Below are 19,127 nucleotides of genomic sequence, written 5' to 3'. Positions count from 1 at the left end.
ATAATAGGGTATGCCCGCAATTCAACTGACTCCTGCCCAGCGCAAGGAAAAACGCTCCGAAGCCCATCACCTGGACCCCGTGGTCATGATAGGTGGCGACGGCCTGACGCCCGCCGTCACCAAGGAAGTGGACCACGCCTTGAAGGCCCATGGCCTGATCAAGGTGCGCGTGTTCTCCGACGACCGTGCCGGCCGCGAGGGCATGCTACAGATCCTCGCCAACGAACTCGACGCCGCGCCGATCCAGCACATCGGCAAGCTGCTGGTGCTGTGGCGCCCGATTCCCGAGAAGGAGCAGGCCGAGCGCAGCGATGGACGCCCGGGCCCGCGCGTCGTCAAGATCGTCAAGTTCTCGAAGAGTGGCAACCACCGCCCCCAGGTCAAGAAGCTGCAAGTGCTGGGCAACCAGCGCGTCGCCCAAGGCGGCGAGATCAAGCGCGCCAAGCGGCGCATCACCAGCGTCAAGAAACTGGTTCAGGACTGAGACTGACCGGATTCCTTGCTGGCGCGCCAGGCCAGGACCAGCACCAGCAAGGTCTTGGCCCCATAAAAGCCGAAAGACAGGGCGTGCAGCGTCATGAATGACCAGCCGCCCTGCCCTGCCCGCGCCGCGGCCATCAGCGGCTGCAGCCCGAAGTAGCCGGCCACCGTGCAGAACAGGGCCCCGGCCGGCAACAGCATCGCGACCGAGAACACCGGGCCGCCACCATCCCGGCCGAGGCGCCGTTCCATCATCATCAGCAGCAGACCCGCCGCCAGGCTGATATAGGCCTCCAGCGCAAACAGCCGCCCGACCAGCAAGCCTGCCTGCGAGCGCTCCAGCACTGCAAACGCGCTGGGAGCCGCCACGAAGGCGATGCAAAGCAAAAGACCGCCCCAGAGGGCGGCCAGCACGGCGCGGCTGCGGTACAGCACGACTCAGACGTAGCGGACTTCGACGATCTCGTAGCGCTTGACGCCGCCGGGCGCCTGCACCTCGGCGACATCGCCGGCTTCCTTGCCGATCAAGGCACGGGCGATCGGCGAGCTGATCGAGATCTTGCCGATCTTCAGGTCGGCCTCGTCGTCGCCGACGATCTGGTAGGTCACCTCGGCACCGCTGGCTTCTTCTTCCAGATCGACCGTGGTGCCGAACACGATGCGGCCACCGGCATCGACACCAGCCGGGTCGATGATCTGCGCCGCCGCCAGCTTGCTTTCGATTTCGAGGATGCGGCCTTCGATGAAGCCCTGCTTGTCCTTGGCCGCCTCGTACTCGGCGTTCTCGGACAGATCGCCCTGGGCGCGGGCTTCGGCAATGGCCTGGATCACGGCGTGCCGCTCGACCGATTTGAGTCGATGCAGTTCTTCCTTGAGCTTTTCAGCGCCGTAGACGGTCAAAGGGACAGTGGCCATATTCAACAAACCTTGAAAACAAAATGAAGCCGCCGCCGCTCAGGAAGCCCTGAGGCGCGGCGGCGGTATCTGGAGCAGAAGTTTAGACCAGTTCGGCGTGCAGCTCTTGCAGGGATTGCACCAGCAGACCGTCCTGGTGCTTCATGCCCTCGACCGCAGCCTCGCAGCCGGCCATGGTCGTGTAGTAGGTCACGCGGTTGGCCAGCGCCGATTGGCGGATATAGCGGCTGTCGGCGATGGCGGTGCGGGTCTCATCCACGGTCGTGAAGACCAGCTGGATCTCGCCGCCCTTGACCATGTCGACGATATGGGGCCGACCGTCCTTGACCTTGTTGACCGCACGCACCGGCACACCGGCCTCGGCAATCGCCGCTGCCGTGCCCTTGGTTGCCACGACGCCGAAGCCCAGCGCATGCAGGTCCTTGGCCACCGCGACGGCGCGGGCCTTGTCGCTGTTCTTCACCGTGATCAGCACATTGCCCTGGCGCGGCAGGCGCGAGCCGGCGCCGAGCTGGCTCTTCAGCATCGCTTCACCGAAGGTACGGGCTGCGCCCATCACCTCGCCGGTCGAGCGCATTTCCGGGCTCAGGATCGGATCGACGCCGGGGAACTTGTTGAAGGGGAAGACCGCTTCCTTGACGCTGAAATAAGGCGGGATCACCTCGGCCGGCACACGGCCCAGGCGGTCCTTCTGGTCTTTCAGCTTCTGGCCGGCCATGCAGCGCGCGGCGATCTTGGCCAGTTGCTGGCCGGTCGCCTTGCTGACGAAGGGCACGGTGCGCGAGGCACGTGGGTTCACCTCCAGCACATAGACGGTGGCCTGGTCCAGGCCGCCGGTCACATCGCCCTGGATCGCGAACTGCACATTCATCAGGCCGACCACCTTCAGCGCCTTGGCCATCGCTGCGGTCTGGCGACGCAACTCGTCCTGGATCTCCACCGACAGCGTGTAGGGCGGCAGCGAGCAGGCCGAGTCGCCGCTGTGGATGCCGGCCGCCTCGATATGCTCCATGATGCCGCCGATCATCACGTCGCTGCCGTCGCTGATGCAGTCAGCATCGACTTCGACCGCATCCTCCAGGAAGCGATCCAGCAGCACCGGCGACTTGTCGGAGACACGCACCGCTTCGCGCATATAGCGCTCCAGGTCCTTGTCGCCGTGCACGATCTCCATCGCGCGGCCGCCCAGCACATAGCTCGGGCGCACCACCAGCGGGTAGCCGATCTCGTTGGCCAGCGCGACGGCCTGCTCTTCGGTACGCGCGGTGCGGTTCGGCGGCTGCTTCAGGCCCAGCTCGTGCAAGAGCTTCTGGAAGCGCTCGCGGTCCTCGGCGATGTCGATCGAGTCCGGCGTCGTGCCGATGATGGGCACGCCGGCGCGTTCCAGGTCCAGCGCCAGCTTCAGCGGCGTCTGGCCGCCGTATTGCACGATCACGCCGACCGGCTTTTCCAGCGCGACGATTTCCAGCACGTCTTCCAGCGTCACCGGCTCGAAGTAGAGGCGATCCGAGGTGTCGTAGTCGGTGGAGACGGTCTCGGGGTTGCAGTTGACCATGATGGTCTCGTAGCCGTCCTCGCGCATCGCCAAGGCGGCATGGACGCAGCAGTAGTCGAACTCGATGCCCTGGCCGATACGGTTCGGACCACCGCCCAGCACCATGATCTTCTTCTTGTTGGTCGGCTCGGCCTCGCACTCTTCCTCATAGGTCGAGTACATATAGGCGGTCTGCGTCGCAAACTCGGCGGCGCAGGTGTCCACGCGCTTGTAGACCGGGCGCACGCCTTGCGCGTGGCGCGCGGCGCGGACCTCGTGCTGGTTCGTACCCAGCAGCTTGGCCAGGCGCTTGTCCGAGAAGCCCTTCTTCTTCAGCAGGCGCAGCTCGTCGGTCGACAGCGAGGCCAGCGCGCGGCCGGCCAGCGACAGCTCGATCTTCACCAGCTGTTCGATCTGGGCCAGGAACCAGGGGTCGATGGCCGTCTCCTCGAACACCTCCTGCATGCTCATGCCGATGCGGAAGGCATCGGCCACGAACAGGATGCGCTCGGGACCGGGCTCGCCGATCTCCTGCACGATCTCTTCGCGATCGGTCGAGCGCTCGCTCAGGCCGTCGATACCGGTCTCCAGGCCACGCAAGGCCTTCTGGAACGATTCCTGGAAGGTGCGGCCCATGGCCATCACCTCGCCGACCGACTTCATCTGCGTGGTCAGGCGCGAGTCCGCCATCGGGAACTTCTCGAAGGCGAAGCGCGGGATCTTGGTGACGACGTAGTCGATGCTGGGCTCAAAGGACGCGGGCGTGACGCCGCCGGTGATGTCGTTCTTCAGCTCGTCCAGGGTGTAGCCCACGGCCAGCTTCGCGGCGATCTTGGCGATCGGGAAGCCGGTGGCCTTGGAGGCCAGCGCCGAGGAACGCGACACGCGCGGATTCATCTCGATCACGGTCATGCGACCGTTCTTCGGATTGATCGAGAACTGCACATTCGAGCCGCCGGTGTCGACGCCGATCTCGCGCAGGATCGCGATCGAGGCATTGCGCAGCAGCTGGTATTCCTTGTCGGTCAGGGTCTGGGCCGGGGCGACCGTGATCGAATCACCGGTGTGCACGCCCATCGGGTCCAGGTTCTCGATCGCGCAGACGATGATGCAGTTGTCCTTGCTGTCGCGGACCACCTCCATCTCGTACTCTTTCCAGCCGATCAGCGACTCTTCGATCAGCAGCTCATTGGTCGGCGACAGATCCAGACCGCGCTTGCAGATCTCTTCGAATTCTTCCGGGTTGTAGGCAATGCCACCACCGGTGCCGCCCAGCGTGAAGCTGGGGCGGATGACCATCGGGAAGCCGGTGCCGCCGATCTCGGCCGTGATGCGCTTTTGCACCGCCAGCGCCTCTTCCATCGAGTGGGCGATGCCGGACTTCGCGGAATCGAGACCGATCTTGGTCATCGCGTCCTTGAACTTCAGGCGGTCCTCGGCCTTCTCGATCGCCTTCTCATTGGCGCCGATCATCTCGACGTTGTACTTGGCCAGCACGCCGTGCTTGTGCAGGTCCAGCGCGCAGTTCAGTGCGGTCTGGCCGCCCATGGTCGGCAGCACCGCGTCGGGGCGCTCCTTGGCGATGATCTTCTCGACCACCTGCCAGGTGATGGGTTCGATATAGGTGACGTCGGCCGTGTCCGGGTCCGTCATGATGGTGGCCGGATTGCTGTTGACAAGGATGACCTTGTAGCCCTCCTCACGCAGCGCCTTGCAGGCCTGGGCGCCCGAGTAATCGAACTCGCAGGCCTGGCCGATGATGATCGGGCCGGCGCCGATGATCAGGATGCTTTTGATGTCAGTACGTTTTGCCATGATCAATCAAGCCTTCGCCATCAGACCGATGAAGCGATCAAAGAGATAGGAAATGTCGTGCGGGCCGGGGCTCGCCTCCGGGTGACCCTGGAAGCAGAAGGCCGGCTTGTCGGTGCGGGCCAGGCCTTGCAAGGTGCCGTCGAACAGGCTGATATGCGTCGCGCGCAGATTCGCCGGCAGCGAGTCGGCCTCGACCGCGAAGCCATGGTTCTGGCTGGTGATGGACACGCGGCCGTTGTCCAGATCCTTGACCGGGTGGTTGGCGCCATGGTGGCCGAACTTCATCTTGAAGGTCTTGGCACCGCTGGCCAGGGCCATGATCTGGTGACCCAGGCAGATGCCGAAGGTCGGGATGCCCGACTCGATCAGCTCGGCCGCCGCCTTGATCGCGTAGTCGCAGGGCTGCGGGTCGCCAGGGCCGTTGGACAGGAAGATGCCGTCCGGCTCCAGGTCGAACACCGCGCTGGCGGGGGTCTGCGCCGGCACCACCGTGATCCTGCAGCCGCGCGAAGCCAGCATGCGCAGGATATTGCTCTTGACGCCGAAATCGTAGGCGACGACATGAAAGCGCGGCTGCGTCAGCTCGCCATAACCCGTGCCCAGATTCCACTCGGTTTGGGTCCAACTGTGCGACGCGCTCGCGGTGACGACCTTGGCCAGATCGAGGCCGGCCATGCTGGGCGCGGCCTGGGCCAGGCGCACTGCCTCGGCGATCAGCGCCTCGGTGATCGCCTCACCGGCGGCCAGCGCCATGATGCAGCCGTTCTGTGCGCCGGTCGTGCGCAGATGGCGGGTCAGACGTCGGGTGTCGATGTCGGCAATCGCCACCGTGCCTTCGTCGCGCAGGTACTGCACGAGGCTGCGGGTCTTGCGGAAGTTGGAGTCCAGGACGGGCGGCTCCTTGATGATCAGGCCTGCGGCATGGACCTTCGACGCCTCGATATCCTCGTCATTGACGCCGTAGTTGCCGATATGCGGATACGTCAGGGTGACGATCTGCCGGCAATAGCTGGGGTCGGTGAGGATTTCTTGATAGCCGGTGAGCGCGGTGTTGAACACCACTTCGCCGACTGTGTGACCGGCTGCGCCGATCGAGGAGCCTTTGAAGACCGTACCGTCTGCCAGGGCAAGGATCGCTTTGGGGGAGGAGAGCAGATCGGGCAGCACGGGGAACTCCGTTTATTGTGCGCACGCCCAGCTCGGCTCCATCACGCTGATGAGCTTGAGTCCGGTTGAGGAAACTGAGGAGTTTCGCTAGGGTAGCGGTAGGTTGCGGGTAAACCTGCTGAGTATAACCGACCAGGGTTATCACGGAGGCAAAGCCTTGCGCTTTGACACGAAGTTGACAACAAAACCGGTGGATAAAAGCAAGCAAGCCCCGGCAGGCCGGGGCTTGCGCATCGGTCTCGGCGCGTATCAGCCCAGCGCGGCGATGCCGGCACGCGCGATCTGCGCGTCTTCGGTCGATTTCACACCGCTGACGCCGACGGCGCCGATATGGAAACCGTCAACCACGATGGGCACGCCACCTTCCAGCAAGCCATTCAGGCCCGGCGCGCTCAGGAACGACATGCGCCCCTGGTTGATCATGTCCTCGTAGACCTTGGATTCGCGGCGACCCAAGGCAGCCGTGTGGGCCTTGGCCGGCGCGATCTGGGCCGAAATGGCGGCTGCGCCATCAAGACGCTGCAACCACAGCAGATGGCCACCATCATCGACGATGGCAATCGTGACGGCCCAGTTGTGGCTGACGGCCTCCGCTTCGGCGGCGGCGGCGATGCGCTTGACCTCGTCAAGGCTCAGAAAGGGTTTTTGCTTCATGGTGTTGAAATCCTGGCGAAGAGCCGCACTTTAGCGTCAGCGGCCTGCTGTATTGCTGCGCGGGAATGCAAAACTGCCTGCCGCCCTGGTGCAAGCCCTGCCCCGGCATGGCTGCGCGGCCAGCCCGTGCTGACTAGAATAAATGCAAAGAAAAACTGGACTCTCAACCGACATTTTTCTGGAGGATTGTGATGAACGATAGCCTGCAAACCCAATACGGCAGCGCCCTCGGCGGCGGCCTTGCGGTCGAACGCCAGCGCGTGCTGCGCAACACCTACTGGCTGCTGGCGCTGTCCATGGTGCCCACCGTGCTGGGCGCCTGGGTCGGTGTGTCCACCGGCATCATGGCCAGCCTCGGCTTGGGCATGAGCACCCTGGTGTTCTTTGTCGGCGCCTTCGGCCTGATGTTCGTCGTCGAGAAGACCAAGAACAGCAGCACCGGCGTCGTGGCCCTGCTGGCCTTCACCTTCTTCATGGGTCTGATGCTGTCGCGCCTGCTGGCCCAGATCCTGGGCTTCAAGAACGGCAGCGAACTGATCATGATGGCCTTCGGCGGCACGGGCGCGATCTTCTTCGCGATGGCCAGCCTGGCCACCGTGATCAAGCGCGACCTCTCCGGCATGGGCAAGTTCCTGTTCGTCGGCGCCATCATCCTGCTGGTGGCCGGCCTGGTGAACATCTTCCTGCAGTCCTCGGCGCTGATGTTGACCGTGATGGTGCTGGCGATGGCGGTGTTCTCGGCCTTCATGCTGTATGACATCAAGCGCGTGCTCGATGGCGGCGAGACCAACTACATCTCGGCCACCCTGGCGATCTACCTGGACATCTACAACGTGTTCCAGAGCCTGCTGTCCCTGCTGGGCATCTTCGGCGGCGAGCGCGACTGAACGCGCACCCTGACTCAGCAGAAACGGGACCCGCACAGTCCGTGTCAAAACGGCTGCGAAGGGCGCCAAGAGCAAAGCGCTCCGAGTTTCTCGGAGCGCTTTTGTTTGGGCGCGCGCGAGGTGTCCATTGGAGCGTATTGCGTGACGGTGGGCTGAACAGCCGAAGCCTTGTGTCGGACCGCAACAAACACTGGCACCGGCATCACATAGCTAGCTTTTGCAACATTTGCTGCCCACCCAGCACCGCCAGTGCCCGTTTGACGTTGTAGGCCAGTGTCGCCAACGCGATCTCCGCGCCGGCCCCCGTCAGGCCTCGCATCAGGAAGCGGGGCTTCTCGAAGATGTGGAACTTCAGGGCCGCAAACGGGTGTTCGACGGTGCAGCGGCGCAGCCTCATCGCCTGGGGTGTAGCGCGCTGGTGGATGCGCTGCAATGCCTCTTCGTAGAGATGGCGACTGAGCGTGCGCCGTGGGGCCTGCGTGCAGCGCGCCTTCATCGCGCAAGCGCCGCAATCGCCGGGCTGCGCTGCATAGATCACGACCTTACCCGCCCGATGCAACTGCTTGCGCTGCAGCAGTTTGTCTGCCGGGCAGACGTAGGCGTCAGCCTGTGCGTCGTAGGTGAAGCGGCCTTGGTCGAACAAGTCCCCCTCGCCCTGGTTGTTGACCGCGCGCTTGACGGGGACATGCACCCGCACGCCTTGATCCTCCAGCGCCTGCGCCTGTTCGCCATTGGCATAGCCCGCATCCGCCACCAGCTTGAGCTCCGTGCCGCCCAGGGTCTGCTGCGCCGATTCGCCCATGCGCTGCAGGCAGCCGTTGTCACCCGCCTGCGCGTTGACCTCGTGGGCCACGATCAGGGCATGCTCGGCGTCGACGGCGGTCTGTACGTTGTAGCCCGGGCCCTTGCCCTTGAGCACTACAGCCTCGGGCTCGGTGCTCACGTAGCGCTGCTTGTCGCTGTCCACCTTCGCCAGCTCGGCCTGCTGTAGCTGCAGCCGCGCCAGCGCCTGGCGCAGCGCCTGAGCGTCCAGCTCCGCCTCGCCTTGCTGCTGGTCGGCCGCCTCCAACTCCTGCAGGTACTGCGCAATGCGCTGCTCCAGCTTGGCCTGCAGTTCGGCCCGCTGGACCTCGTCCAGGATGGCCTTGCCGCTGGCCACGGCCTGGAACTTCGTCCCGTCCACGGCCACCCACTCTCCGCGGATCAGACCGGCTTCGGCGCAAAAGCGCACGAACTCGGCCCCGGCTCGGCGTAGCGGCTGCGCGTTGCAGCGACGGAACTCGGCAATGGTCTTGTGGTCGGGCGTGAGCCGGTGCAGCAGCCACATCAGTTCGATGTTGCGCTGGCACTCCCGCTCCAGACGCCTCGATGAGCGCAACCGATTGAGGTAGCCGTACAGGTACAACATCAGCAGGTCCGCCGGGTCGTACGGCGGGCGGCCTGTGGCCTTGCTGTGGGCTCGAGCAAAACCCAGCGCCTTCAGGTCCAGCCGCGCCACGAACGCCGCGATCACCCGGCACACATGCTCCGGTCCGATCAACTCGTCCAGCGACACCGGAAACAGGCTGCCCTGGTCTCGACTCTGTCCTTGCACGTAGCCCATAAGAACAATGCCCTGCAACTTGCGTTGCAGGGCATTGTCTTCAGGCCTTCAGCTTAGCGTCAGAGTATTGACACGGACTGCGCGGGTCCCGTTTTTCTTGTCAGCGCTCGAAGACAGCGATCGACTCGACATGGGCCGTGTGCGGGAACATATTCACCGCACTGGCCGCCGTGCAACGGTAGCCAGCCACATTGACCAGCAGCCCCGCATCGCGCGCCAGCGTGGCCGGATTGCAGCTGACATAGACGATGCGCTGGGGCGGCGTCCAGCCCGGAGCCAGGCTCGGGTCCTGAGCGATATCGGCCACCGCCTTGGCCAGCGCGAACGCACCTTCGCGCGGCGGGTCCACCAGCCATTTGTCAGCCACACCGTCGGCTGCCAGCAACTCGGGCGTCATCTCGAACAGATTGCGCGCGACAAAGGCAGTATTGCCATCCAGCCCATTGCGCCTGGCGTTCTCGCGGGAGCGCTGCACCAAGGTCTCGCTGCCCTCGATGCCCAGCACCTCGCGCGCCTGGGTGGCCAGCGGCAGGGTGAAGTTGCCCAGGCCGCAGAACCAGTCGATCACCCGCTCGTTCTTGCGCACCTGCAGCAGCCGCAGCGCGCGGCCGACCAGCACCGTGTTGATATGCGGATTGACCTGGGTGAAATCGGTCGGCTTGAAGGGCATCACGACGCCGAACTCCGGCAAGGTGTAGGCCAGCTCCGGGCCGCCCTCGTCGAGCAGCTTGACCGTGTCCGGCCCCTTGGGCTGCAACCACCATTGCACGCCCGGATGAGCGGCCGCGAACTCGCGCAGCTTGGTCAGATCGGAGTCGGGCAGCGGATTCAGGTGGCGCAGGACCAGCGCGATCACCTGCTCCCCCATGGCCAGCTCGATCTGCGGCAGCCGGTCGCGCTCGGCCATGCTGGCGATCAGCTCGCGCAGCGGCATCAACATATCGCTGACCACCGCCGGTACGACCTTGCAGACCTGCATATCGGCCACATAGCGGCTCTTGCGCTCATGGAAGCCGATCAGCACCTGGCCCTTCTTGGCCACATAGCGGACCGAGAAGCGCGCGCGATAGCGATAGCCCCAGGCCGGGCCTTCGATAGGCCGCAGCAGGGTCTCCGGTTTGACCTTGCCGAGATGCCAGAGGTTGTCCTCGACGACCCGCTGCTTGACGGCGACCTGGGCCCCGGTGTGCAGATGCTGCATCTTGCAGCCGCCACAAGCGCCCGCATGCAGGCCGAAATTGGGGCAGCCGGGCACGACCCGCTGTGAGCTCTCGCGGCGCATCGCCACCAGGGCGCCCTGCTCCCAGTTGTTCTTCTTGCGGCCGACGGTGACCTGCACCTCTTCACCGGGCAAAGCGCCCTCGATGAACACCACCTTGCCTTCGGTATTGTGGGCAACGCCCTGCGCTTCCAGGTCCAGCGATTCGACCTTCAGCCATTCGGATTGTTGAGTCATGGCCGGGATTATCCCTGCGGCCGCACTCAGCCCCGCTTCAGAAGATCGCGTCGCGGTTGATGCCGTGCCGCATCATATTGCGCTTGAGCTTGTTGAGCGCCTCGATCTGGATCTGCCGGATGCGCTCGCGCGTCAAACCCAGCCGGATCGCCAGCACATCCAGCGTCTCGGGCTCGCGGTCACTCAGGCCATAGCGGCCGGCCAGCACCTCGCGCTCGCGCTCGTTCAAGGACGCCAGACCATGCTCCAGCAATTCCTCCAGCTCGTGGCTGAGCCGCAGCCCCAGCGGGTCGACCGCCTGCTCGTCGGCTACCAGATCCATCATCGACTCGCCACCCTCGCCGTTGCGATCGACCGGTGAGTCCAGCGAGGTCGGCAGCTCGGCATAGGCCAGCAGCTCGGCAACCTCGGCCAGCGGCCGGCCCAGCACGGCCGCAATATCCTCGGCGCGCACCACCGACTCGGTGCCGTTCTGGCTGCGCAAGGCCTCCAGCGCCCGACGCGCCTTCAGTACATGGTTGAGCTCGCGCACGATATGCACCGGCAGCCGCACCAGCCGGGCCTGATGCATCAAGGCGCGCTCGATGCTCTGGCGTATCCACCAGCTGGCATAGGTCGAGAAACGGAAGCCGCGCTCGGGCTCGAACTTGCCGATCGCATGCATCAGGCCGAGATTGCCCTCCTCGATCAGATCGCTCATCGGCAGGCCGCGGCCGAGATAGTTCTTCGCGATGCTGACCACCAAGCGCAGGTTGTGCTCGATCATCGCCTGGCGGGCGGCGAACTCGCCGGCCCGGGCCCGCACCGCCGTGTCGTACTCCTGCTGCGGCGTCAGCAGCGGCGTGCGGCGGATATCACGCAGATAGGCTTGCAGCGCATTGCCCAGATCGACATCGGCGGCCGGTGCCGTGCCATTGCGCAAGATCTGGACCTCGTCATCGTCAGGCCCTGCGGCCGCGGGAGAGGCTGTCCCGTCCTCGGCTAGCAGCCGCTCCAGATCGGCTGGTGGCGGCAACGGCAGCGCGAGTGAGCCGTTAGACAGATGGGGCGCGGCGCGTTTCATGGTGTCAGCACGGCGCCCTCACTGCTTAGCGGGACGGCAGCAGCTTGGCCGGATCGATCGGCTTGCCTTGCTTACGCACTTCAAAGTGCAGCTTGACCTGGTCGGCATCGCTGGATCCCATCTCGGCAATCTTCTGGCCCTTGCGCACCGCCTGATCTTCCTTGACCAGCAAACTCTGGTTGTGCGCGTAAGCCGTCAGGTAGGTGGTGTTGTGCTTGATGATGACCAGATTGCCATATCCGCGCAAGCCCGAACCTGCGTAAACCACGCGCCCGTCGGCAGCCGCCAGCACCGGGTCGCCGGCCTTGCCGGTGAACACCAGACCCTTGTTCTTGACTTCGTCGAAACCGGCGGCCACCGCACCGGCGGCCGGCCAGCCCCAGGGCGGCTCATCCTCGGCGCCGGCGGCAGCCGGCGGCGTGGCCGTCGGCGCACTGGCAGCGGCCGTCGTCGCGGCAGGCGCCGAGGCCGCCGGCGGCTTGCCGTCCAGCGGGCGGCTCTCGACCTTGGCGCTCGTGACCGGGCGCGCGCTGACCGCCGCCGCGTCGACGCTGGGCGTCACCACGCGCAAGACCTGACCCACCTCGATGCGGTTGGCATTGTCGATGCCATTCCATTTCGCCAGGTCGCGCCAGTTCTGGCCGTTGTCCAGCGCGATGCGTATCAGCGTGTCACCGGGCTTGACGGTGTAGTAGCCGGGCTTGCCAGCATTCTCGGCGCCCGGCAGCGGCTTGACCTCGGGCGCGGGCTGCGCCTCCGGACTGCCCGAGGTTGTCGCGACCGGCTTGGCCGCGCCATTCATCGGTCGATCCTCCACCGGCGCACGGTGCTTGGGCGAGGCGCAACCAACGATCAGGGCGCAGATCCCGACGACCAGCAGGCCGGCGGGACATGGGGTGTTGCGGTTAGGGTTCAGTGGCATGCGTTTCAGCGTTTGGTGGATGGCCCGGCAGACAGGGCATGGCGGGCGCTCTTACATCACGCCCGATTTTAAAGGCACGAAAAGCACCGCCTCATGAAGCGTGCGGACAAAACGGCTAGCACCTGTTTCCTGCAGATGGTCGACCACCACCAAGACCTGACCCCGGCCGCCCGGCGCCTGCATCGGCGCCACCAGCCGCCCCCCCGGCGCCAGCTGGGCCATCCAGGCCTCGGGCAGATCGTCGCCGCCGGCCGCCGCGATGATGCCGTCATAAGGACCGCTGGGCGCGTGGCCCAGCCGTCCATCCCCATAAACCAGCCGGACACCGCCCAGATTCAGCGCCGCCAGGCTGGCGCGGGCCTTGTCGTGCAGCGGCTTGATGCGCTCGATGCTGGTGACCTGGCGCGCCAGCCGGGCCAGCACGGCCGCCTGGTAGCCGCAGCCGGTGCCGATCTCCAGCACCCGCCCCATAGGCGCACCGGCCTCCTTGGAGGCGCCGGGGCGCGCCAGCAGCAACTCGATCATGCGGCCGACCACCGAGGGCTTGGAAATGGTCTGGCCATGTCCGATCGGCAGGCTGGTGTCCTCATAGGCCTGAATGGCCAGCGCTGTGTCTACGAACTCATGGCGCGGCACGCCGGCCAGCGCCTGCAGCACCCGCTCGTCGCGCAGGCCCTCGCGCTGCAGGCGCTGCACCATGCGCAGGCGCACGCCGGCCGAATCCATGCCCAGACCGCTGGGCGCCGCACGCCGGGCCGCGTCGGCGGTGGCTTGCTGCAGATGGCGCTGCGGCATCAGCAGCTCGCGCACCGGCGCCGCGCCACGACCGCCCAGCTTGTCCAGCGGCAGCGGGAAGCGCTTCTTGGGTGTTTCGGGCGGCGTCGCGCTCATGGGGTCTGGCCCAGGCGCTGGCGCCAGGCCGGCAGCGAGGCGTGGTCGCTGAGATCGACCTGCAGCGGCGTGATGGAGACCATGCCGTTGGCGCAGGCATGGAAGTCGGTGCCTTCGCCGGCCTCGCGGGCATCGCCCGCCGGGCCGATCCAGTAGATCGTCTCGCCGCGCGGGCTTTGCTGGCAGATCACCGGCTCACTGGCATGGCGCCGCCCCAGGCGCGTGATGCGGCGCGGCAGGGCCGCGACATCGGCACGATTGGGCATGTTCACATTGAGCAGAAAGGCCTGGCCCAGACCGCCGGCCAGCACCTGCTCGATGAGGGCCCGGGCCGCTGCGGCGGCCGCATCGAGATGGCCCCAGCCCTTCTCGACCTGCGAGAACGCGATCGACGGGATGCCGAACAGATAGCCCTCGGTGGCGGCCGCCACCGTGCCCGAGTACAGGGTGTCATCCCCCATGTTCGCGCCGTTGTTGATGCCCGAGAGCACCAGGTCGGGCCGGTAGTCCAAGAGACCGGTCAAGGCCACATGGACACAGTCGGACGGCGTGCCGTTGACATAGCGAAAACCGTTGCCGGCGGTGTAGACCGACAGCGGCCGGCCCAAGGTCAGCGCATTGGAGGTGCCGCTGGCATTTTGCTCGGGGGCGATCACATCGATCTGACCCAGGCCCTCGCAGGCCTTGACCAGAGCCGCCAGCCCCGGTGCCAGATAACCATCGTCGTTTGCTATCAGGATACGCATGGCGGCATTGTAGGCATCGCGTCACCTGGGCGACCCCTTGTCTACCCACCCCTGCTTATCATCGATCAACAAGGAAAACCGGAGTCCAACCCATGCAAGCCTGGCTGTGCGAAAACCCCGTGGGCGTCGAGGCCCTGCGCTGGAGAGAAATGCCGACCGCCGAGCCCGGCCCCGGCCAGATCCGCGTAGCGATCAAGGCCGCGAGCCTGAACTTCCCGGACCTGTTGATCGTGCAGGGCAAATATCAGATGAAGCCGCCGCTGCCCTTTGTGCCGGGCACCGAGTTCGCCGGTGTCGTCGACGCGGTGGGCGACGACGTCAAGGGTTTCAAGCCCGGCGATGCGGTGGCCGCGTTTGCCGGCACAGGCGGCTTTGCCAGCCATGCCTGCATCCCGGCCGCGCTGGCGATGCCGCTGCCGCCGGGCTTTGCCTTCGAGGATGCGGCCGCTTTCATCTGCACCTATGCCACCAGCCACCATGCGCTGATCGACCGCGCCGCGCTGCAGCCCGGCGAGACGGTGCTGATACTGGGAGCGGCCGGCGGGGTTGGCACGGCCGCGATCCAGATCGCCAAGGCGGCGGGCGCGCGGGTGATCGCAGCAGCCTCGTCCGACGAGAAATGCGCGCGCTGCCTCGAGATCGGGGCCGATGCCGCGATCAACTACAGCCGAGGCACGCTGCGCGAGGACATCAAGGCATTGACCGAGGGCATAGGGCCCGACGTGGTCTACGACCCGGTCGGCGGCGATCTGGCCGAGCCGGTGTTCCGCTCGATCGCCTGGCGGGGCCGCTATCTGGTGGTCGGCTTCGCGCAGGGTCAGATCCCGGCGCTGCCGCTGAACCTCGCGCTCTTGAAGGGGGCTTCCATCGTCGGCGTGTTCTGGGGCGAGTTCGCCAAGCGGGAGCCGCAGCGCAATGCCGCGATGCTGGCTCAGTTGGCCGGCTGGTACGCCCAGGGCAAGATCAAGCCGGTGCTGGACTCCGTGCTGCCCATGACGGACTTGCCCGCCGCGTTCGCCCGCATGAGCAGCCGCCAGGTGGTCGGCAAGGTGGTGCTGAGCCAGCCCTGAGTCGCAGCGAAGCGCTGCCGCAACATCTCGCTACGCGTGCCCTGCTTTCGCGGGGCATGCGCGGTCTCGGTTGTGCGCTAGGATGCCGGTCGAGCGGAGCCTCACACCATGGCAGTCAAAGTCCTGATTATTGAAGACAACCCCGTCGCGCGCAGTTTTCTGTGCCGCGTCGTCCGAGAGAGTTTCAGCGATGCAATGGAGATCACCGAAGCCGGCGATCTCGAGGGCGCGCGACGCCATGTCGCCCGCGTGGCGCAGGAGAGCCCCGAGATCGGTTTCAAGCTGATCCTGGTCGATCTGGAGTTGCCGGACGGCAATGGCATGGAGTTCCTGGCCGAGCTGGCCGGCACGCCGTCGGTCAAGGTCGTCACGACCTTGTACTCCGACGACGACCACCTCTTCCCGGCCCTGCAATGCGGGGCTGATGGCTATTTGCTGAAGGAAGACCGTTTCGAGGTGCTGGTCGAGGAGTTGCAGCGCATCGTGCGCGGCCAGCCGCCGCTGTCACCGGCGATCGCGCGCCGTCTGCTTTCGCATTTCCGGCCCGGCTCCAGTGGCGACAGCGGCCCGATGAGCCTGAACTCGGCGCTGAACTCGGGCTTCAGCCCGCTGTCCTCCAGCGCCGCGCCGCCCAGCGGTCGAGGCGTCGTGCTGGACCCGCCGCCCGAATGGGAGCGCCTGACCCCGCGCGAGAACGAGGTGCTGACCTATCTGAGCAAGGGTTTCACGATCAAGGAAATCGCCAATTTGATGGGCATCAAGTGGTTTACCGTCAACGACCACATCAAGTCCATCTACAAGAAGCTCAATGTCTCCAGCCGCGCCGAAGCGGCGGTGCTGGCCAGCAAGCAAGGCCTGGTCTGAGGACCAGCACCTGGCTCAGGCAGCCGGCTTAGACATCCACCCACTGAACCAGCAGTGACAGCAGCTGCAGCATCGCGCTCAGCGGGATGAAGGGCATGGCCGGGCGCCGACCCAGCCCGGCGGCGGCGGCCAGCGCATGCAGCCCGCGGTAAGTCGCCGCCAGCGCCAGCGGCAGCACGAAGGCCGCCGCCCAGTACTGCCCGTCATCACGACCGAACAGCGTGTAGGGATTGCACAAGGCCACCAGCGCCAGCAGGGTCAGTTGTTGCGCCAGCCGCGCCGGCGCGACCAGGACTTGAATACCTGTTGCTTCTTGCATCTCGACTCCAGAGATCGCGCCGCGGGCGCTGTGTCAGGTCCGTCGCCATCTTTGGCGTAACGGTGTCGCATGATGCAAAGGCTTTATTAAGCGCGTCTTAAGCGATGATGAAGCTTGCCACAGGGCAGCACCGCAGATTCAGCGCCTCCAGTAGCCGCGTCGATCGTCATAGCGGTCATAGCGATTGGGAACGCCATCGCCATCACGATCCCAGGCTGGGTTGTAGAGCCGGTCACGGCGGTTGGGGATGCCGTCACCATCGCGATCCCAGCGCCTCGGCTCCTGATAGTGCCGCGAGTGATAGTGCCGCGAGGGGTAGACCGGCTCGATATAGACCGGGCGGGGCTGGACATAGACCGGCGCATGGCCCTGGCTGCCAATCGTGACCGACCAGCGCACATCCGGCTCCCGCGCCGCAGCAGCGCCAGCGCACAGCAGGCCGACAAGACCGAGACTCGCAATCACCGTGTTTCTGTTCTTCATGAGCATGGACTCCTCTGATGACAGGCAAGGATCCGAACTGGATGCCGCCGCCACCACCCAACGAGCCGCGAGACGTGCGCGCCGACAGGCCGACTGTGAAACCAGGTAAAGCTTGTTGCCGGCCTTGTATGCGCTTGCGAGCACGGTAAGCAGCTGCAACAAGCGCGGGTCGTAGGCCGGGTCCTACCTCGCCGTTGGCGCAGCGCCGATGGTGACCTGCCGGCTGAGGATCAATAGTTGGGTCTCGGGCCGCAAGACATGGTGTCGATGGCCACCACCCACAGCAAGGAGGCTCATGATGAGCATCAACAGCAATCCGGTGATTTCCTCGGACAAGGTCGAAGGCACGGCCGTCTACAACCCCAACGGCGACAAGCTCGGCTCCATCGACGACCTGATGATTGACAAGCGCTCCGGCATGGTCCGCTATGCCTCGCTGGAGTTCGGCGGCTTCATGGGCATAGGCACCGATCGCTACCCGCTGCCCTGGAGCCTGCTGAAGTACGACACCGCGCTGGACGGCTATGTCGTCCCTCTGCAGAAGGACCAGCTCGAGAGCGCGCCCCGCTATGCGCAGTCCGACGCGCCGGAGTACACCGACGAATACGGCCGCAAGGTCTATGACTACTACGGCGTGAACTGGATGTAAGCGGCCGCAGGCGGGCCGCCGCCCCACAGGGGATCAGCCCGCCAGCTCCTCGAAGCCGCCGTTCGAGACAAACACCCGCACGCTGTCACCGCCCGAGGCCTTGGCCTCGGCGCAGGCCAGCGTGGCGGCGCCGATCACCGACTCGACCGTCTCCAGATTGGGCTGCAGCTGCACCACGCCGACGCAGGCCTTGACGCGGGTGCGGTGCAGGCCCCAGCGCAGCCGGTAAGCGGCGATCGCCGAGCGGATCTTCTCGGCCACGATCTGGGCGTAGTGCTGATCGCAATCAGGCAGCAGCACCGCGAAATGGTCGGTCTCCAGCCGCGCTACCAGGTCGGAGGCGCGCACCTTGGTCACCAGCATCTGGCCCAGCCCGTAGAGGAAATGGTCGGCCACCTCGCTGCCCATGCTGGTCAGCACCTCCTGGAACTTGTCGACATCGATCCACAACACCGAGACCGGCTCATGGCGGCGGCTGCCGACATGCTCGGCCAGACGGCGCTCGAACTCGCGTCGGTTCGCCAACTCGGTCAGCGCGTCATGCTTGGCGGTCCAGGTCGGCTGCATGCGCAGCTGGCGCGCGGCCGTCACATCGTCGATCACCCACAGCGCTTCGCCGGCCGGTACGTCCCAGTGCACCGGCGTGGCTTGCAAGCGGCCCCAGAAACGCGAGCCGTCCTGGCGCACATACTCGATCTCTTCGTCCAGCGGACGCCCGGCCGCAAAGGCCTGCGCCATGCGCTCGAAGACGCCGCTGTGGGCCCCGTCCGAGACATGGACCGACCGGGTGGCCTGGCCGCTCAGATCGGTCTCGTCGCCATGGCCGAACAAATGGTTGAAATACTCGCTGACCACCTCGAAGCGCGCCCCCTGCACAAAGCCCACCGCCATCGGTGCGCGCACCAGCAGCGCACGCATGCGCGCGGCGATCACATCGTTGGAGCTGCCATCCACGGGCGGATTTGCTGGGTCTTGCATCGAGATCTCCTAGGTGCCGGGCGCACCACACACCGCGACTATCGCAGGTGTAACGCGTTTGCGCCCCGCCGGAAACCCCGAACTGGCGGGAGTTCGCCAGGCATTTCGGCGCGGCGCCCCAATGCCGGTCCAAACGCCTCAGGGTGGGCAGCCGGCGGCCGAGGAAGCACCGGCCGCGGCGCGGTCGGTCGTGCTCAGTGGGGAGCCCTTGTCCAGCACCACCCGCCACTGGCCGGGCGCCTCCTGGCGCCAGACCGAGTTGAAGCGCACGATGGCCTCGCCCTGAGGGTTGCGCACCAGGCCGGTCGAATAGGCCAAGCTGCCGTCGGCCAGCACCTCGACCTGGTCGGGCGCCCAGGAAAACGGTGCCGTCGGCGCATCGAAGAAGCCCGTCCAGCCGGCCAGCACGGCCGCGCTGCCACGCAGTACCTCGGGACCATTGAAGAACAGCGCCTGCGCCGACAGGTGGCTGGCAAAGGCCGCCAGATCGCGCTGGGCCATGCTGCGCGCAAACGCGCATTCGGCCGCCCAGACCTGGGCACGCGCCTGCGCCAGATCCGGCTGAGCCTGCGCCTGCAGGGCCGCAGCCATCAGCAAGGCCCCCATCCAAGCTGTCTTCCCCATATCGCGC

The 19,127-nt window shown here is 65.8% G+C and carries 20 protein-coding genes; 5 read left to right on the top strand and 15 right to left on the bottom strand.

Features of this window, described 5'->3' with window-relative positions:
* Nucleotides 1-10 precede the first annotated feature (10 nt).
* Nucleotides 11-484, top strand: a complete 474-nt coding sequence (locus O5M90_RS28485; protein ID WP_137945582.1) for a YhbY family RNA-binding protein — start codon at nt 11-13, stop codon at nt 482-484.
* On the opposite strand, the gene O5M90_RS28480 is transcribed toward O5M90_RS28485, so the two are convergent.
* From O5M90_RS28480 to O5M90_RS28460, 5 genes are all read right to left on the bottom strand, one after another.
* Nucleotides 475-915, bottom strand: a complete 441-nt coding sequence (locus tag O5M90_RS28480; RefSeq protein WP_269840666.1) for a DUF4149 domain-containing protein — start codon at nt 913-915, stop codon at nt 475-477. The two genes, O5M90_RS28485 and O5M90_RS28480, sit on opposite strands and share 10 nt — an antisense overlap.
* A 3-nt stretch (nt 916-918) precedes the next feature.
* Complete coding sequence (gene greA, locus O5M90_RS28475) at nt 919-1,395, bottom strand: transcription elongation factor GreA (protein ID WP_137945580.1); 477 nt, start codon at nt 1,393-1,395, stop codon at nt 919-921.
* 82 nt (nt 1,396-1,477) lie between these two features.
* Nucleotides 1,478-4,744, bottom strand: a complete 3,267-nt coding sequence (gene carB, locus O5M90_RS28470; protein ID WP_269840667.1) for a carbamoyl-phosphate synthase large subunit — start codon at nt 4,742-4,744, stop codon at nt 1,478-1,480.
* 6 nt (nt 4,745-4,750) lie between these two features.
* Complete coding sequence (gene carA / locus O5M90_RS28465) at nt 4,751-5,911, bottom strand: glutamine-hydrolyzing carbamoyl-phosphate synthase small subunit (RefSeq protein WP_269840668.1); 1,161 nt, start codon at nt 5,909-5,911, stop codon at nt 4,751-4,753.
* A 249-nt stretch (nt 5,912-6,160) separates the two neighbouring features.
* Nucleotides 6,161-6,565 carry a GlcG/HbpS family heme-binding protein gene (locus O5M90_RS28460; RefSeq protein ID WP_137945577.1) on the bottom strand — a complete coding sequence of 135 codons (405 nt, stop codon included), beginning with the start codon at nt 6,563-6,565 and terminating at the stop codon, nt 6,161-6,163.
* 191 nt (nt 6,566-6,756) lie between these two features.
* On the opposite strand from O5M90_RS28460, the gene O5M90_RS28455 reads away from it, so the two are divergent.
* Entirely contained in the window at nt 6,757-7,452 is a 696-nt protein-coding gene (locus O5M90_RS28455; RefSeq protein ID WP_269840669.1) for a Bax inhibitor-1/YccA family protein, read from the top strand.
* 202 nt (nt 7,453-7,654) lie between these two features.
* On the opposite strand, the gene O5M90_RS28450 is transcribed toward O5M90_RS28455, so the two are convergent.
* The 6 genes from O5M90_RS28450 to surE all read right to left on the bottom strand — a co-directional run bounded on the left by O5M90_RS28450 (nt 7,655) and on the right by surE (nt 14,133).
* On the bottom strand, nt 7,655-9,055 hold the full coding sequence (locus tag O5M90_RS28450; RefSeq protein ID WP_262968893.1) for an IS1182 family transposase: 1,401 nt from the start codon (nt 9,053-9,055) through the stop codon (nt 7,655-7,657).
* A gap of 100 nt (nt 9,056-9,155) precedes the next feature.
* Entirely contained in the window at nt 9,156-10,511 is a 1,356-nt protein-coding gene (gene rlmD / locus O5M90_RS28445) for a 23S rRNA (uracil(1939)-C(5))-methyltransferase RlmD (protein ID WP_137945575.1), read from the bottom strand.
* A gap of 37 nt (nt 10,512-10,548) precedes the next feature.
* Nucleotides 10,549-11,574, bottom strand: coding sequence for an RNA polymerase sigma factor RpoS (gene rpoS / locus O5M90_RS28440; RefSeq protein ID WP_269840670.1), 1,026 nt, complete (start codon nt 11,572-11,574; stop codon nt 10,549-10,551).
* A gap of 25 nt (nt 11,575-11,599) precedes the next feature.
* Nucleotides 11,600-12,496, bottom strand: a complete 897-nt coding sequence (locus O5M90_RS28435; protein WP_269840671.1) for a peptidoglycan DD-metalloendopeptidase family protein — start codon at nt 12,494-12,496, stop codon at nt 11,600-11,602.
* Between the two features lie 51 nt (nt 12,497-12,547).
* Nucleotides 12,548-13,387 carry a protein-L-isoaspartate(D-aspartate) O-methyltransferase gene (locus tag O5M90_RS28430; RefSeq protein WP_137945572.1) on the bottom strand — a complete coding sequence of 280 codons (840 nt, stop codon included), beginning with the start codon at nt 13,385-13,387 and terminating at the stop codon, nt 12,548-12,550.
* Nucleotides 13,384-14,133 carry a 5'/3'-nucleotidase SurE gene (gene surE, locus O5M90_RS28425; RefSeq protein WP_137945571.1) on the bottom strand — a complete coding sequence of 250 codons (750 nt, stop codon included), beginning with the start codon at nt 14,131-14,133 and terminating at the stop codon, nt 13,384-13,386. Before surE ends, O5M90_RS28430 begins: the two co-directional genes overlap by 4 nt.
* Nucleotides 14,134-14,225: 92 nt before the next feature.
* On the opposite strand from surE, the gene O5M90_RS28420 reads away from it, so the two are divergent.
* Nucleotides 14,226-15,203, top strand: a complete 978-nt coding sequence (locus O5M90_RS28420; RefSeq protein WP_269840672.1) for an NADPH:quinone oxidoreductase family protein — start codon at nt 14,226-14,228, stop codon at nt 15,201-15,203.
* Between the two features lie 108 nt (nt 15,204-15,311).
* A complete protein-coding gene (locus O5M90_RS28415) occupies nt 15,312-16,067 on the top strand; it encodes a LuxR C-terminal-related transcriptional regulator (RefSeq protein WP_137945569.1) in 756 nt (251 codons plus the stop codon).
* 28 nt (nt 16,068-16,095) lie between these two features.
* On the opposite strand, the gene O5M90_RS28410 is transcribed toward O5M90_RS28415, so the two are convergent.
* Together O5M90_RS28410 and O5M90_RS28405 are read right to left on the bottom strand one after the other, a co-directional pair.
* On the bottom strand, nt 16,096-16,386 hold the full coding sequence (locus O5M90_RS28410; protein ID WP_262973795.1) for a hypothetical protein: 291 nt from the start codon (nt 16,384-16,386) through the stop codon (nt 16,096-16,098).
* 138 nt (nt 16,387-16,524) lie between these two features.
* Nucleotides 16,525-16,869: a hypothetical protein gene (locus O5M90_RS28405; protein ID WP_269840673.1), complete on the bottom strand. Its 345-nt coding sequence runs from the start codon at nt 16,867-16,869 to the stop codon at nt 16,525-16,527.
* Nucleotides 16,870-17,167: 298 nt separating this feature from the next.
* Between O5M90_RS28405 and O5M90_RS28400 the strand changes: the two genes are divergently transcribed.
* A complete protein-coding gene (locus O5M90_RS28400; protein ID WP_440402499.1) occupies nt 17,168-17,518 on the top strand; it encodes a PRC-barrel domain-containing protein in 351 nt (116 codons plus the stop codon).
* A gap of 33 nt (nt 17,519-17,551) precedes the next feature.
* On the opposite strand, the gene O5M90_RS28395 is transcribed toward O5M90_RS28400, so the two are convergent.
* Together O5M90_RS28395 and O5M90_RS28390 are read right to left on the bottom strand one after the other, a co-directional pair.
* On the bottom strand, nt 17,552-18,496 hold the full coding sequence (locus tag O5M90_RS28395) for a GGDEF domain-containing protein (protein ID WP_137945565.1): 945 nt from the start codon (nt 18,494-18,496) through the stop codon (nt 17,552-17,554).
* A gap of 138 nt (nt 18,497-18,634) precedes the next feature.
* Nucleotides 18,635-19,120, bottom strand: a complete 486-nt coding sequence (locus O5M90_RS28390) for a YybH family protein (protein WP_269840674.1) — start codon at nt 19,118-19,120, stop codon at nt 18,635-18,637.
* Nucleotides 19,121-19,127: the final 7 nt, after the last annotated feature.

It is taken from the genome of Paucibacter sp. M5-1, from assembly GCF_027498415.2.
Taxonomy (GTDB): domain Bacteria; phylum Pseudomonadota; class Gammaproteobacteria; order Burkholderiales; family Burkholderiaceae_C; genus Roseateles_E.
The sequence above is the reverse complement of the archived record's forward strand: the minus strand, read 5'-3'. Positions and strand labels throughout refer to the sequence as shown.

Excerpts from the sequence above, each read along its gene's own strand:
- O5M90_RS28485 (WP_137945582.1), top strand. The coding sequence starts at position 11 with ATGCCCGCAATTCAACTGACTCCTGCCCAGCGCAAGGAAAAACGCTCC.
- greA (WP_137945580.1), bottom strand. The coding sequence starts at position 1,395 with ATGGCCACTGTCCCTTTGACCGTCTACGGCGCTGAAAAGCTCAAGGAA.
- carB (WP_269840667.1), bottom strand. The coding sequence starts at position 4,744 with ATGGCAAAACGTACTGACATCAAAAGCATCCTGATCATCGGCGCCGGC.
- O5M90_RS28460 (WP_137945577.1), bottom strand. The coding sequence starts at position 6,565 with ATGAAGCAAAAACCCTTTCTGAGCCTTGACGAGGTCAAGCGCATCGCC.
- O5M90_RS28455 (WP_269840669.1), top strand. The coding sequence starts at position 6,757 with ATGAACGATAGCCTGCAAACCCAATACGGCAGCGCCCTCGGCGGCGGC.
- O5M90_RS28450 (WP_262968893.1), bottom strand. The coding sequence starts at position 9,055 with ATGGGCTACGTGCAAGGACAGAGTCGAGACCAGGGCAGCCTGTTTCCG.
- rlmD (WP_137945575.1), bottom strand. The coding sequence starts at position 10,511 with ATGACTCAACAATCCGAATGGCTGAAGGTCGAATCGCTGGACCTGGAA.
- rpoS (WP_269840670.1), bottom strand. The coding sequence starts at position 11,574 with ATGAAACGCGCCGCGCCCCATCTGTCTAACGGCTCACTCGCGCTGCCG.
- O5M90_RS28435 (WP_269840671.1), bottom strand. The coding sequence starts at position 12,496 with ATGCCACTGAACCCTAACCGCAACACCCCATGTCCCGCCGGCCTGCTG.
- O5M90_RS28430 (WP_137945572.1), bottom strand. The coding sequence starts at position 13,387 with ATGAGCGCGACGCCGCCCGAAACACCCAAGAAGCGCTTCCCGCTGCCG.
- surE (WP_137945571.1), bottom strand. The coding sequence starts at position 14,133 with ATGCGTATCCTGATAGCAAACGACGATGGTTATCTGGCACCGGGGCTG.
- O5M90_RS28420 (WP_269840672.1), top strand. The coding sequence starts at position 14,226 with ATGCAAGCCTGGCTGTGCGAAAACCCCGTGGGCGTCGAGGCCCTGCGC.
- O5M90_RS28415 (WP_137945569.1), top strand. The coding sequence starts at position 15,312 with ATGGCAGTCAAAGTCCTGATTATTGAAGACAACCCCGTCGCGCGCAGT.
- O5M90_RS28410 (WP_262973795.1), bottom strand. The coding sequence starts at position 16,386 with ATGCAAGAAGCAACAGGTATTCAAGTCCTGGTCGCGCCGGCGCGGCTG.
- O5M90_RS28405 (WP_269840673.1), bottom strand. The coding sequence starts at position 16,869 with ATGAAGAACAGAAACACGGTGATTGCGAGTCTCGGTCTTGTCGGCCTG.
- O5M90_RS28400 (WP_440402499.1), top strand. The coding sequence starts at position 17,168 with ATGAGCATCAACAGCAATCCGGTGATTTCCTCGGACAAGGTCGAAGGC.
- O5M90_RS28395 (WP_137945565.1), bottom strand. The coding sequence starts at position 18,496 with ATGCAAGACCCAGCAAATCCGCCCGTGGATGGCAGCTCCAACGATGTG.
- O5M90_RS28390 (WP_269840674.1), bottom strand. The coding sequence starts at position 19,120 with ATGGGGAAGACAGCTTGGATGGGGGCCTTGCTGATGGCTGCGGCCCTG.